We start from the raw sequence: 13123 nt of genomic DNA, 5'->3' as shown, positions 1-13123 counted from the left end.
GGGAAGCGGGGCTGGCTTAATCCTCCTTCTACCGGGGGAGTTGATCTTGTCGCAGTTGCTGTTGGATGACATCCGGGCCCGCCTGGCCCGGCAAAAACCGAAAAAACCGCTGTTGCGCCCGCTCATGCGGCGCTCGGCGGTGGCGCTGATCCTGCAGCTGCGCGAGGGCGAGTCGCACATTCTAATGATTAAGCGCGCCGAGCGGGAGGGCGACCAGTGGTCCGGCCATATGGCCTTCCCCGGCGGCCGCATGGAGGAGCATGACGCCCACGGTTTCGCCACCGCTGTACGCGAGACCGAGGAGGAGATCGGGCTGTCTCTGGACGCTGGCGACGTTTGTATCGGGCGCCTGTCGGACAAGACCGCGCGGCCGCGCAAGGGTTGGGGGATGGCGGTCAGCCCGTTTGTCTTCCAGCTCGAGCGCGAGGCACAGCTCCAGCCCAACTACGAGGTGGACGAGGTGGTGTGGGTACCGCTGTCGTTCCTGCTCGATACCGCCAACCGCGAGCAGATGGTGTGGCAGCGGCGGCCGTTCTCGGTGCGCCTGCCCTGTTACTACTGGGAAGAGCGCTGCATCTGGGGCCTGTCCCTGCGCATGCTCGACGAGCTGCTCGGGCTGGAAGGACTCAAGCCCTAGTCGCTGTCTGTGCCGGTCTCCGGTGCAGGGCTGCCGCCCTGGCGCAGGAACGCGCGGGTATCCAGCATCAACTCGCGCAGTGCGGGGTCCTCGCGGCTGGCCTGCCTCAGGGCCTGCGCATCGACCTCGCCGGCGATGAAGCCGGCCACCAGGTCGTACAGCACAGGCGTCATCTTCGGTTCGCGCACCCAGCGCGGCGCGTCCACCAGTGCGCCGGTCACGTGTTCGTCGTGCAGGCTCAGCCAGTAGCCGCCGCAGCTGGACAGGTAGTAGTCGCCGACGCGGCCGTAGCTGATGTTCGGCGTGCCGGGGTCGAAACCGCCGGGGACCTCTTGCTCGATGCGCTGCAGGGCCATTACCCAGCGCGAGCCGGGCGGGAAGTCTTCCACCGGTGGGCGGCAGTAGTCGCGGGCCTGCAGCCAGATGCGGATTTCCGCGAGGTGCGAGGTGCCGCGCAGGGTGTCGAGTATCGCCAGGTCTACCGAATTGCCCTTGCTGCCCAGGATGTCGCCGGCGACCACCAGGTCGGCCTCGTCCTGCACGTCGGTGAAGGAGCCCTGCCACAGGCAGCTGCAGTCCTGGGCCGCCAGTGTCGGGGCGATGGCGAGTGCCAGCAGTGCGATTAACCGGCGCATGCAGTTAGCGGAGACCCTGCCTTCGCGGCGTCACTGCAGCAGTTGCGCCGCCGCGATGGCGAAGTAGGTGAGGATGCCGTCGCACCCGGCGCGCTTGAAGGCGAGCAGGGATTCCAGGGTCACCGCGTCGCGGTCCAGCCAGCCGCGCTCGAAGGCGGCCTGGTGCATGGCGTACTCGCCGCTCACCTGGTAGGCGAACACCGGCGCCTTGAGTTCATCTTTTACCCGGCGCGCCACGTCGAGGTAGGGCATGCCCGGCTTGACCATGATCATGTCGGCGCCCTCGGCGAGGTCCAGGGCGCATTCGTGCAGGGCCTCATCGCTGTTCGCCGGGTCCATCTGGTAGGAGAACTTGTTGCCGCCCTTGAGGTTGCCGGCACTGCCCACCGCGTCGCGGAACGGGCCGTAGTAGGCGGAGGCGTATTTCGCTGCATAGGCCATGATCAGCGTGTTCACGTGGCTGTCGCCTTCCAGGGCCTGGCGGATGGCGCCGATGCGCCCGTCCATCATGTCCGAGGGGGCGACCACGTCGGCGCCGGCTTCTGCGTGGGACAGGGCCTGGCGCACCAGGGCCTCGGTGGTGACATCGTTGAGCACGTAGCCGCTGTCGTCGATGATGCCGTCCTGGCCGTGGGTGGTGAACGGGTCCAGGGCGACGTCGGTCATCACGCCGAGCTCGGGCACCGCGTCCTTGAGGGCCTTTACCGCGCGCTGGGCCAGGCCGTCGGCATTCCACGCTTCCTCGGCCTGCAGGGATTTTTTCTCGCTGCCCACAACCGGGAACAGTGCCATCGCCGGGATACCCAGGCTGTGGGCCTCGCGCGCCAGTTGCACCAGCAGGTCGATACTCAGGCGCTCCACGCCGGGCATGGAGGGCACGGCTTCGCGCTGCCCGGTGCCCTCGAGGACGAACACCGGGTAGATGAAGTCCGCCGGGGTCAGCGTGTGTTCGCGCACCAGTTGGCGCGAGAACTCGCTGGCGCGCAGGCGGCGCATGCGGGTGGCGGGGAAGGGGCCGCGCTGGCTGCTGAAACTCATGGGCGTCGCTCCGTTACAGGGCGGCGAAGGCGTCGCGCGCCGCCGCGATGGTCGCCTCGATATCCGCGTCGGTGTGGGCGCTGGACAGGAAGCCGGCCTCGTAGGAGGCGGGCGCCAGGTAGACGCCCGCGTCCAGCATCAGGTGGAACCAGCGGTTGAAGCGCTCGGTGTCGCAGGCCATGACCTGGGCGTAGTTGTGGATCGCCGGCTCGGCGGTGAAGAAGCCGCCGAACATGGTGCCCGCGTGGTTGGTGGTGAAGGCCACGCCGGTCTCGGCGGCTGCCGCTTCGAGGCCCTGGCACAGCGCCTCGGTGCGCGCGAACAGCGGGGCGTAGAAATCCGGTGCGCTGATGATGTCCAGGGTGGCGAGTCCGGCGGCCATCGCCACCGGGTTGCCGGACAAGGTCCCCGCCTGGTAGACGGGGCCGAGCGGCGCGATCTGTTCCATGATCTCGCGCTTGCCGCCGAAGGCGCCCACCGGCATGCCGCCACCGATGACCTTGCCCAGTGTGGTGAGGTCGGCCTCGATACCGTAGAAGCCCTGCGCACCCTGCAGGCCGAAGCGGAAGCCGGTCATCACCTCGTCGAGGATAAGTACGGCGCCGCTGGCCGTGCATACCTCGCGCAGGGTCTCGAGGAAGCCGGGCTGCGGCGGTACGCAGTTCATGTTGCCGGCCACCGGCTCGACGATGACACAGGCGATCTGCTCGCCGAGGCGGGCGAAGGCCTCGTGCACGCCCTCGGCGTCGTTGTAGGTCAGGGTCAGGGTGTGGTCGGCCAGCGCCGCGGGCACGCCGGGGGAACTGGGGATGCCCAGGGTCAGCGCGCCGGAGCCGGCCTTGACCAGCAGCGAGTCCGAGTGGCCGTGGTAGCAGCCTTCGAACTTCACGATGGTGTCGCGCCCGGTGTAGCCGCGGGCCAGGCGAATCGCGCTCATGGTCGCCTCGGTGCCGGAGTTGACCATGCGCACCAGGTCCATATTGGGCATGATCGCGCACAGGCGGTCCGCCATGGCGATTTCCAGCTCGGTGGGTGCGCCGAAACTCAGGCCCATTTCCGCCTGGCGGATCACTGCCTCGCGTACCGCCGGGTGATTGTGACCCATGAGCATCGGCCCCCAGGACAGCACGTAGTCGATGTAGCGCTTGCCCTCGCAGTCGTAGACGTAGGCGCCGTCGCTGCGCTCGAGGAATACGGGGGTGCCACCCACCGCCTTGAACGCCCGCACGGGTGAGTTCACGCCGCCGGGAATGTGCTGGCGGGCGCGGTCGAACAACTGGACTGAGGTACTCATGCGGGTCTGGCTCCGGCGGTTGGTGTGCTTGCGGCTCGGGGTAGCGAATTATCCGGCCTCAATCGCCGAATATCCAGTTTCAGAAGGGCTTCAGCACGACCAGCAGCACGATGGCCAGCAGGAAGAGCACGGGAACCTCGTTGAAAAATCGGTAGAAGTGCGGGCTGTGGTTGTCGGTATCGGCGAGCACATCCTTCACGTAGCGCCCGCACTGCTGGTGGTAGCCGATCAGGAACAGCACCAGCGCCAGTTTCACCCACAGCCAGGGCGCGCGCAGGTAGTAGCCGGGGTTGGTGAGAATCAGGCCGATACCGAGGACGATGAGTATGTGCATGAACGGCGTGACGAAGCGGTACAGGCGCCGCGCCATCTGCGCCAGGTGGGCGCGGGTGTCGGGGTTGTCGCTCTCGGCGAAATTGACCAGGATGCGCGGCAGGTAGAACAGGCCCGCAAACCAGCAGACCACGAAAAAAATATGCAGTGCCTTGAGCACCAGAAACAGCATCGTCTTATTCCTCGGCCTGTAGCCGTCCCAGTGTGAATTTCTCGATCGCCTCGCGCGTTACCACCCCGTGCAGCACTGGCTGTTTGGCACTGCGACTGCGCTCGTAAATGCACGCGGCCTCTGTGGTGCGCCGGGTAATGCTGTCCATGACCTGGCGCAGGCTGGCCTGCAGCGGCACGTTGGTGAACGTCCAGCGGCGTATATCGGCGTTGGTGACGTCAAAGCTCTCCGCGTCCGGTGTGAGCGCCATCCACTCGAGCAACTCGTCGCCGCGGATCAGGTACAGGTCCTCGCCCTCGCGCGTGACCAGGCACCAGGTCGGCGTCGATTCGAGCAGGGTGACGTGGTCATCCGCCCCCAGTTCCGTTGGCACGCGCACCACGCGGCTGTCCATGATGGCGGCGGCCTGGGTGCGGTGCAACAACTGGTTGAGCGGGTCGTCGGGAACCAGGCGGCGCAGCTGGCGCAGTATGGTGCGGTGCAGTGAGCGCTCCCGGAACAGGCCCGAGCAGGTCAGGTTGGCGGCGACGATGGCGAGCATCGCCGGCATGCCGATACCGATGCTGCTGGTCAGTTCGATCACCGCCAGCAGGGCGGCCAGGGGTGCGTTGAGCACAGCGGCCATCGCCGCGCCCATGCCGAGTACCACGTAGAGGGTCGGCCCGGAGGCGTAGTCGGGCATGAACTGCTGGCCGACGATCCCGAGCGCGCCGCCGATGCAGCCGCCGATCAGCAGGTTGGGGCCGATGACTCCCACCGGCATCCCGACACCGGCAGTGATCGCCGTGGCGATGATTTTTGCCGCGGCAATGGCCAGCAGCCACCACAACACGATCTCGCCGCGCAGGGCCATGGTCAGTGTGTCGTAGCCGATACCCATCACCTCGGGCACCAGCAGGGCGATGGCTCCGGTGAGGCAGCCGGCCATGGCGAAGCGCAGGATGACGTTGTACTTCGATTGTCGCGCGGTGAGCTTGCTCAGGCGGATGAAGGCGACCACGGCGAAGCCGCAGACAAAGCCCAGCAGCATCACGTACGGCAGTTCCCACAGGGAGGTCAGTTCCAGCGGTGGAATGTCGAAGCCGGAGCCGCCGGGATTGATGGTGCGGGCGACGGCAGAGGCGGCCACCGCTGCGAGCATCACCGGGATGAAACCGGCCACCGTGTACTCCGCGGCAATCACTTCCATGGCGAAAATCACGCCGGCCAGGGGCGTGTTGAAGGCCGCGGAAATACTGCCAGCGGCGCCGCAGGCGATGAGCATGCGCAGGCTGTTGTTGGGCAGCGACAGGCGCTGGCCGAGCAGGCTGTTCACCGCGCCGCCCAGGTGTACGCCCGGCCCCTCGCGGCCGCCGGACTGGCCGGTGGCGAGGGCGAAGGCGCCGGCGATGAACTGGACCAGGGCGTTGCGCGCCGGCAGCGCGCCGTAGTGCGAGTGCATGCGGCTGATCACATGCACGATGCCCGTCTCGCGCTGCTCCGCGTGCAGGAACTGGAAGGCGATACCCAGCACCAGCGCGCCCAACGCCGGCAGGGCAAAGCGCCAGCGCTCGGGTAGTGCCTCGAAGTTGTCCGCGTGATCCTCCACCTCGAGCAGCGCGGCGAGCTGGATGATGGTTTCCTCGAACAGCACCACCACCAGGCCGGAGGCGATGCCGCCGATAACCCCGAGCACGGCATAGGCGAGCACCGAGTTGTAGTCGGTGAGATAGCGGCGGTATTTGCTGATCAGTGTTGGCACGCGAGGACTTCCCTGGCCGATGGTCCAATATTAACAGTTAATCGACAGGGGATTATCCTTATACTGTCCCGCGCCCGGCCGCGCGCTGCTGGTGCGCGGCATCGAATACGACAACGACAACGACAACGACAACGACAACGACAACGACAACGACAACGACAACGAAAAAACTGAAGGTGGAAAGCATGGCCAGGATTGCGATCGTCGGCGGGACCGGATACACGGGGGTGGAGTTGCTGCGCCTGCTCGCAGCCCACGAGGCGGCGGAAGTGGTGGCGATCACCTCGCGCGCCGAGGCCGGCCGCCGCGTCGACGACCTCTATCCCAACCTGCGCGGTTTCTACGACCTGGCGTTTACCGAGCCGGACGACAAACTGCTCGCCGAGTGTGACGTGGTGTTTTTCGCCACGCCGCACAACGTGGCGATGCAGAGCGTTCCCGGCCTGCTGGCCGCCGGCGCGCGGGTGATCGACCTGTCCGCGGACTACCGGGTGCGCGATGCACAGCTGTGGTCGCGCTGGTACGGCGAACCGCATACCAGCGCGGACCTGCTGCAGCAGGCGGTTTACGGCCTGCCCGAGGCCAACCGCGAGCGCATCCGCGACGCGCAACTGGTCGCCTGCCCGGGCTGCTACCCGACATCTATTCTGCTCGGCCTCAAGCCGCTGCTGGCCAACGATCTGGTGGACTCGCAGCACCTGATCGCCAGCGCCGCCTCCGGTGCCAGCGGCGCGGGGCGCCAGGCCAAGATCGACAACCTGCTCACCGAGGTGGATGGCAGCTTCAAGGCCTACGGCGTGGGCGGCCACCGCCACCTGCCCGAGATCGAGCAGGAACTGGCGCTGTTCGCCGGTCACCCGGTGCAGCTGACCTTCGTGCCCCACCTGCTGCCCATGGTACGCGGCATTCACGCCACCCTGTTCGCCACGCTCACCGACGCCCACCGCGACCTGCAGGCGTTGTACGAGGAGACCTACGCCGACGAACCCTTCGTCGATGTGCTGCCTGCGGGCATGTTCCCGCAAACGCGCACCGTGCGCGGCGCCAACCGCTGCCAGATATCGCTGCAGGTGCCCCAGGGGCGCGACACGGTGGTGGTCATGTCGACCATCGACAACCTGGTCAAGGGCGCATCCGGCCAGGCGATCCAGAACATGAACATCATGCTCGGCCTGCCGGAGACCATGGGCCTGGACCAGGTCGCCCTGTTGCCCTGACGGCCGCCCCGCATGCTGGCGAAACTGAGCGAGTTTGTCGTCGAGAACATGCCGCAGCGCACGCTGCGCATGACCCTGCTTGTGCTCAGCATGGTGTCTATCCTGATGCTTGCCGGGGCGTTCTACCTCGGCGAGCAGGCGGCCTACAGCGGCATGCGCCTGGACCCGGAGCGTTACCACGCGATGCAGGAGGAACTGCCCGCACTGCGCGAGCAGCTGGCGCAGTTGCAGGGCGAGAACCAGGCGCAGCAAACCCGCGCCGGGGTCGACAAGGCCGCGCTGGAGTTGCTGCGCAAGGACCTCGCCGCCCAGGAGGAGCAGATCGCCTCCCTGGAGGAGGGCCTGCGCTTCTACCGCAGCCTGATGGCGCCGGGCGAGATCGCCCAGGGCCTCAGCCTGCGTCCGCTGGAACTGGTGGCCACGGCAGAGGAGGGCACCTACGCCTTCCGCATTGTCGCCCAGCAGGAGGCGCGCAAGCACAACCTGTTGCGCGGGGAACTCACCGCCGAGTTGCACGGTGTGGAGGCGGGCGAGGAAGTGGTCTATCCCCTGGCTGCCCTGAGCGAGGATATCGAGGGCGAGCGCATTGTCCTGCGCTTTCGCTATTTCCAGAGTATCGAGGGCACCCTGCGGCTGCCCGCCGGTTTCGAGCCGCAAGGCCTGTGGGTGACGGCGAGCGCCCGTGAACCGAGCAAGATGGATGTCGAGGAGCGGTTTCCCTGGCGCCTGAAAGAGCGTTTTTCCAATGTCGGGGGGTGACGCGTCGTCGGCCGTAGCGGCTCGCTTTAAATTGACTAAATTACTCAGGTATTAGATACTGGGACCTAATCCAGTATGATATGACCGGTGTCGGTCACGAGTTCAGGTAATGTCTGTCGCAGCGTCGTTCAATCCTTCCAGCATCAACCTCTCCGCCAACGCGGTGCGCAAGGTGCGCGAGCTGTTGGAGGAGGAAGGCAACCAGTCGCTCAAGTTGCGGGTGTATATCACCGGCGGCGGCTGTTCCGGTTTCCAGTACGGATTCAGCTTTGAGGAAGACACCGCCGAAGACGACACCGTGATCGAGGAAGGCGGTGTGAACCTGGTGGTAGACCCGATGAGCTGGCAGTACCTGGTCGGCTCCGAGGTGGATTACACCGAGGGCCTGGAAGGCTCGCGCTTCGTCGTCAACAACCCCAATGCGACCACGACCTGTGGTTGCGGCGCTTCATTCTCCATTTGATCCCGGGCGCGACTCGCTCTCGCCTGTCGCCGCTTCTCTACTGTCTATCCGACCTCTGGCGCCTGCGTGGCGCTGATTGCCGGTCCTCGCCCCGGGTAAACCCCCCCAAGAATTCGTTCCTCGCTGGCGCCGGTGACGGCGGGCGCATTGCCGTGTAACCCCGCCATTGTGCGGCTGGCCAGCCAGGCGAAGGTCGCCGCCTCCACCCAGTCCGGCGCGATGCCCAGGGCCTCGGTGCTGGCTACCGCGATTGGCGCCAGCAGTGTCCCGAGTACGCGCATCAGTTCGCGGTTGTGGGCGCCGCCGCCGCAGACGAACACCGCATCGATCCCGTGCTCCTCGAGCACCGGGGCGGCGATGGTCTGCGCGGTGAAGAGCGCCAGGGTGGCCTGAACGTCGGCGGCGCCGGGTTGGCTGCCGCTTGCCTCCAGTACCTCGTCCAGCCAGGCGAGGTTGAATGCCTCCTTGCCCGTGCTGCGCGGGCCGCGCAGGGCCAGGTAGGGGTGCTGCAGCAGTAATGCCAGCAGTGCGTGGTCGACCTTGCCGGTTGCCGCCCACGCCCCGTCGCGATCGAACGGTTCCCCCAGGTGGCGCTGGATCCAGTGATCCATCAGCGTATTACCCGGGCCGCTGTCGAAGCCGGCAACCAGGGTTTGCCCGTCGAGCAGGCTGATATTGCTGATGCCGCCGATGTTGACCACCGCCCGGCGGCTGCCCGGGGATGAGAAGGCTTGGGCGTGAAAAGCCGGCGCCAGCGGTGCCCCCTCGCCACCGGCGGCGATGTCGCGACGGCGAAAGTCGGCGACGGTGGTAATGCCGGTCAACTCGGCGATGGTGTTCGGGTCCGCCAGTTGCAGGGTGAACGCCTCTTCGCGGGAGTGGCCGCCGGAGGGAGGGCGGTGGCGCACGGTCTGCCCGTGGCTGCCGATGGCGGTGACGGCTTCGGGGGCGGTGTTTGCACTTTCGAGCAGTGCCAGCGTGGCCTCGGCAAACAGAGCCCCCAACTGGCGGTCGAGCACGCCCAGGCGTTCGATTTCATCCGCTCCGCTGTGGCTGATCGCGGCAATAGCGTCCCGCAGGGCGGGCGGCAGGGGGTGGGAATGGCAGTGTTCGAGGGCGATATCCTGGTCGATGCGGACCAGGGCGGTGTCGATGGCGTCTACGCTGGTGCCGGACATGAGGCCGGCATACAGCCCCCGCGGCGGGTGGGTCATCCGTGGCCGTCTTGGTGCTCGGCCATCGCCATGCGGGTGGCCTCTTCGCGCTCGCGCAGCTGCGCCAGTTGCACGGCGGTGTCCGCGATGGCCGAGCGGAAGGCCGGCATTTCTGTATCGGGCAGGGCCTTGGCCTTGGGCAGGAATTTATGCACGGTGCGCGGATCGCGGTGCACGCCATTCATCAGGAATTCGTAGTGCAGGTGGGGCCCGGAGGCGAGTCCGGTGGCGCCGACATTGCCGATCACCTGGCCCTGGGTCACTTTCTGGCCGACGGTGGCCCTGCGCTTGCTCAGGTGCAGGTACTTGGTCTCGAACTGGTCACCGTGGCGAATAAACACATAGTTGCCGTTGGCACTGGAGTAGCCGGACTTGACCACGCGGCCATCACCGGCGGCGTAGACCGGGGTGCCAGTGGGTGCGGCGTAGTCAGTGCCACGGTGCGGGCGCAGCGTGCCGAGCACGGGATGTAGGCGCCGCGGGTTGAAATTGGAGCTGATGCGTGTGAAATCCACCGGCGCCAGCAGGAAGGCGCGGCGCAGGCTGATACCGTCTTCGCTGTAGTAGCCGACATCGCCGTTGCTGTCGGTGTAGCGGAAGGCAGTGAAGGTCTTGCCGCGGTTGGTATAAGACGCGGCCAGGATGGCGCCGTCGGCGAAGCGCTTGCCGTCGAGGAATTCCTGCTCGAACACCAGTTCCATGGTGTCGCCCTTGCGCGGGTCTCCGACGAAGTCGATGACGCCACCGAAGATGTTGGCCATGTCCATGATGGTGGTCGTGGACAGTCCGGCTTCCTTGCCAGCCATATAAAGGGAGGAGGTGATCACGCCGCTGGCGCTGCCGCGTCTGACCTCCGGGGTACGGGTGCTGACCTCGCTGCTGAAGCCGTCCTCACCCCGGTAGTAAGTGATTGTCTCCAGAGCATTTTTCACGTGGCGAATGGCGCTCAGGGTGCCGTCTTCATCGCCGTGAAAGGCTATGGTCTGGCCGGGATAGATGCGCGCCAGGGCCTTGCCGTCCGGAGAGTTGGTCACTTCATAGACATCGCGCGTGGTGTAACCGGCGCGCTTGAAAATCAGGGAAAGGTTGTCGCCGGAGCGGACGGTTTCCTCGACCCATTCCGGGGCCGGCGGCGCGGGTTCGGCGATGGTCACCGGCTCCGCGACGGGTTGTGCCTCGACCAGGGCAGTGGCCTGGGCCACCGGGTTGGTCAGTTCGTCGATACTGGTGTGAACGTCGCTGCCGGAGGGCGCTGGTCGCAGGCCGATCGCCAGCGCAACACCCAGTGCCAGAACGGCACCCGCTGCCACGTGGCCGCGCAGCTGCGTGAGCTGGGCGGCAATTGCGGTGCGTGTCTGTTCCGGGCGGAGTGCTGTCGCACCCCGCGGGCGATTCGTGCTCGACATGTCCCTGGCCGATAGTTCGGTTATTTGCATCAACCAGTATATAAAAGAATCAACTAGTTACCTAGCGGGGAATGGCGAAAGCTTGCATTTGGGGGGCGGTATTGTATGGTTGGCGCCCCCCGTTTGGGGTACCTACCACGGTTCACGACGAGAACAGCCCATGAGCAGCGCCTTACTCGAGGATCTCCGCGCGCGCGGACTGATATTCCAGATGGCTGGCGAGGCGGAACTTCCCGCCTGGCTGGACGGCGGGGTGCGCACCCTCTATTGCGGTTTCGACCCTACCGCTGACAGCCTGCATATCGGCTCCCTGGTACCTCTGTTGATGCTGCGCCGTTTCCAGTTGGCCGGGCACCGCCCGCTGGCCCTGGTGGGCGGTGCGACGGGCCTCATCGGCGACCCCAGCTTCAAAGCCCAGGAGCGTCAGTTGAACACGCCCGATGTAGTCGCCGGCTGGGTTGATAAGATCAAGAACCAGGTGTCGCGCTTTATCGATTTTGACGCCGGCGAGTCCTCGGCCGAGGTGGTGAACAACCTCGACTGGACCGCAGAGATGGATGTGCTGACCTTCCTGCGCGACATCGGCAAGCACTTCTCGGTGAATGCGATGATCCAGAAGGAGTCGGTCAAGCAGCGCATCGAGCGCGAAGGCAGTGGCATCAGCTACACCGAGTTCACCTACATGATCCTGCAGTCCTTCGACTTCGCGGAGTTGTACAAGCGCCACAGTTGCACGCTGCAGCTGGGTGGCTCGGACCAGTGGGGCAATATCACAGGGGGCATCGACCTCACCCGTCGCCTGCACGGCGGGCAGGTGTTTGGCCTGACCATGCCGTTGATCACCAAGGCCGATGGCACCAAATTCGGCAAGACCGAGTCCGGTACCGTGTGGCTGGACCCGGCGCGCACCTCGCCCTATGCCTTCTACCAGTTCTGGCTGAATTGCGCGGACGACGATGTCTACCGTTTCCTGCGCTACTTCACCTTCCTCGATGTGGCAGAAATCGCGGAGGTCGAGCGCGCCGATGCCGAGCGCGCCGGGCGGCCCGAGGCCCAGGCGATCCTGGCCCGGGAGGTGACCCGGTTGGTGCATGGCGAAGAGGGGCTGGCAGCGGCGCAGCGCATTACCGAGGCGCTGTTCAGTGGGTCGCTCGACGGCCTCTCGGCGGATGATTTCGGCCAGCTGCGACTGGATGGGTTGCCCGCCAGCACCCTCTCGCGCGGCGAATTGCCCGAGACCCTGACCCATATGTTCAGCGAGGCGGGTCTCGCCGCCTCGGGTAAGCAGGTCAAAGATGCCCTGGGCCGCAATGCTGTTACCGTCAACAACCGCGTTGTGGGCTGGGATGAAAATGCCGCGGTAGCGACCTGCTTTGCCCCTGAACATGCACTCTACGGCAGCTATTACCTGGTCAAGCTGGGCAAGAAGAAGTACCACCTGTTCGAAATCGCCTGAAGAAATTCGCGCCCTGCGGCTGCCCGTTTTGCGAGCAGCCGCAGGGCGTTAACAGTGCGTTTCGGGCGAATTTTCACCACTGTCCAAAATATTTTTCGAAAGGGCTTGCGCGGCTATCAGCGGCTGCGTATAGTTCGCGTCCCTTCACCGGACACGGCACTGTTCGCAGGGCTGGCAGGGAAGGCAAATACATAAAGGTTTCAGTTGTTTAGCCTGTATTTGTCGATCCACCGGGAAGTCTGGCAAAGGCAAAATTTCGCAAAAATTTTGTTGCCAAGCGGAGGCCCAGCTGTATAATACGCCTCCTTGCTTCGGGGTGACCCGGGCAGCCAACCCCAAACCCTCGCGTTTCGGGTGCTACTTAACAATCAGACGAAGACAGATGTGTGGGCACTTGTTGGGATAGTTGACACGACTATTCAGACACAACAAGTGACTCATTGATTCTTTGAACTTTGATTTCGAATTGTGTCTGAGCCGAGATTTGGTTGTTGCCGTGGGGTAACCACGTAAATGACCCCTCTTGTGCCCTTCGGGGATTGCAGAGGTAAAAGATTAAACTGAAGAGTTTGATCATGGCTCAGATTGAACGCTGGCGGCAGGCCTAACACATGCAAGTCGAGCGAGAAAGGCCTTCGGGCTGAGTAGAGCGGCGGACGGGTGAGTAACGCGTAGGAATCTACCCGGTAGTGGGGGACAACATGGGGAAACTCATGCTAATACCGCATACGCCCTTCGGGGGAAAGCGGGGGACCTTC

Annotated in this window: 12 protein-coding genes and 1 rRNA gene; 6 read left to right on the top strand and 7 right to left on the bottom strand. The window is 65.3% G+C overall.

What is annotated here, in order from left to right; all coding sequences use genetic code 11:
• Positions 1-46: 46 nt before the first annotated feature.
• Complete coding sequence (locus E4634_RS12990; protein ID WP_240725178.1) at positions 47-637, top strand: NUDIX hydrolase; 591 nt, start codon at positions 47-49, stop codon at positions 635-637.
• Here E4634_RS12990 and E4634_RS12985 read toward each other — a convergent pair.
• The 5 genes from E4634_RS12985 to E4634_RS12965 form a co-directional block, all read right to left on the bottom strand.
• A complete protein-coding gene (locus E4634_RS12985; protein WP_135444566.1) occupies positions 634-1272 on the bottom strand; it encodes a delta-aminolevulinic acid dehydratase in 639 nt (212 codons plus the stop codon). The two genes, E4634_RS12990 and E4634_RS12985, sit on opposite strands and share 4 nt — an antisense overlap.
• Positions 1273-1302: 30 nt before the next feature.
• A complete protein-coding gene (gene hemB / locus E4634_RS12980; RefSeq protein ID WP_135444564.1) occupies positions 1303-2310 on the bottom strand; it encodes a porphobilinogen synthase in 1008 nt (335 codons plus the stop codon).
• A 13-nt stretch (positions 2311-2323) separates the two neighbouring features.
• On the bottom strand, positions 2324-3604 hold the full coding sequence (hemL, locus tag E4634_RS12975) for a glutamate-1-semialdehyde 2,1-aminomutase (RefSeq protein ID WP_135444563.1): 1281 nt from the start codon (positions 3602-3604) through the stop codon (positions 2324-2326).
• A 79-nt stretch (positions 3605-3683) separates the two neighbouring features.
• Complete coding sequence (locus E4634_RS12970; RefSeq protein WP_135444561.1) at positions 3684-4109, bottom strand: CopD family protein; 426 nt, start codon at positions 4107-4109, stop codon at positions 3684-3686.
• A gap of 4 nt (positions 4110-4113) precedes the next feature.
• Entirely contained in the window at positions 4114-5850 is a 1737-nt protein-coding gene (locus tag E4634_RS12965) for a chloride channel protein (protein WP_240725177.1), read from the bottom strand.
• 185 nt (positions 5851-6035) lie between these two features.
• Here E4634_RS12965 and argC point away from each other — a divergent pair, with 185 nt between their 5' ends.
• The 3 genes from argC (at position 6036) to erpA (ending at position 8289) form a co-directional block, all read left to right on the top strand.
• The gene (gene argC, locus E4634_RS12960; protein WP_135444557.1) at positions 6036-7067 is read left to right on the top strand and encodes an N-acetyl-gamma-glutamyl-phosphate reductase; all 1032 of its coding nucleotides are present in this window, start codon (positions 6036-6038) and stop codon (positions 7065-7067) included.
• A gap of 12 nt (positions 7068-7079) precedes the next feature.
• Entirely contained in the window at positions 7080-7826 is a 747-nt protein-coding gene (locus E4634_RS12955; protein ID WP_135444555.1) for a DUF6776 family protein, read from the top strand.
• Between the two features lie 109 nt (positions 7827-7935).
• Positions 7936-8289, top strand: a complete 354-nt coding sequence (gene erpA / locus E4634_RS12950) for an iron-sulfur cluster insertion protein ErpA (RefSeq protein WP_135444553.1) — start codon at positions 7936-7938, stop codon at positions 8287-8289.
• Positions 8290-8333: 44 nt separating this feature from the next.
• Here erpA and E4634_RS12945 read toward each other — a convergent pair whose 3' ends face one another.
• Together E4634_RS12945 and E4634_RS12940 are read right to left on the bottom strand one after the other, a co-directional pair.
• A complete protein-coding gene (locus E4634_RS12945; RefSeq protein WP_135444551.1) occupies positions 8334-9503 on the bottom strand; it encodes an anhydro-N-acetylmuramic acid kinase in 1170 nt (389 codons plus the stop codon).
• Complete coding sequence (locus E4634_RS12940) at positions 9500-10813, bottom strand: peptidoglycan DD-metalloendopeptidase family protein (RefSeq protein ID WP_240725176.1); 1314 nt, start codon at positions 10811-10813, stop codon at positions 9500-9502. The genes E4634_RS12945 and E4634_RS12940 overlap by 4 nt, the downstream gene beginning before the upstream one ends.
• A gap of 256 nt (positions 10814-11069) precedes the next feature.
• On the opposite strand from E4634_RS12940, the gene tyrS reads away from it, so the two are divergent.
• Positions 11070-12365, top strand: coding sequence for a tyrosine--tRNA ligase (gene tyrS, locus E4634_RS12935; protein ID WP_135444547.1), 1296 nt, complete (start codon positions 11070-11072; stop codon positions 12363-12365).
• A gap of 557 nt (positions 12366-12922) precedes the next feature.
• Positions 12923-13123: ribosomal RNA gene (locus tag E4634_RS12930) — 16S ribosomal RNA — on the top strand; the annotation flags it as partial.

Source organism: Mangrovimicrobium sediminis, from assembly GCF_004745945.1.
Lineage (GTDB): Bacteria > Pseudomonadota > Gammaproteobacteria > Pseudomonadales > Halieaceae > Mangrovimicrobium > Mangrovimicrobium sediminis.
Note: the sequence above shows the minus strand (reverse complement) of the source record. Positions and strands in the feature narration are given on the sequence as shown.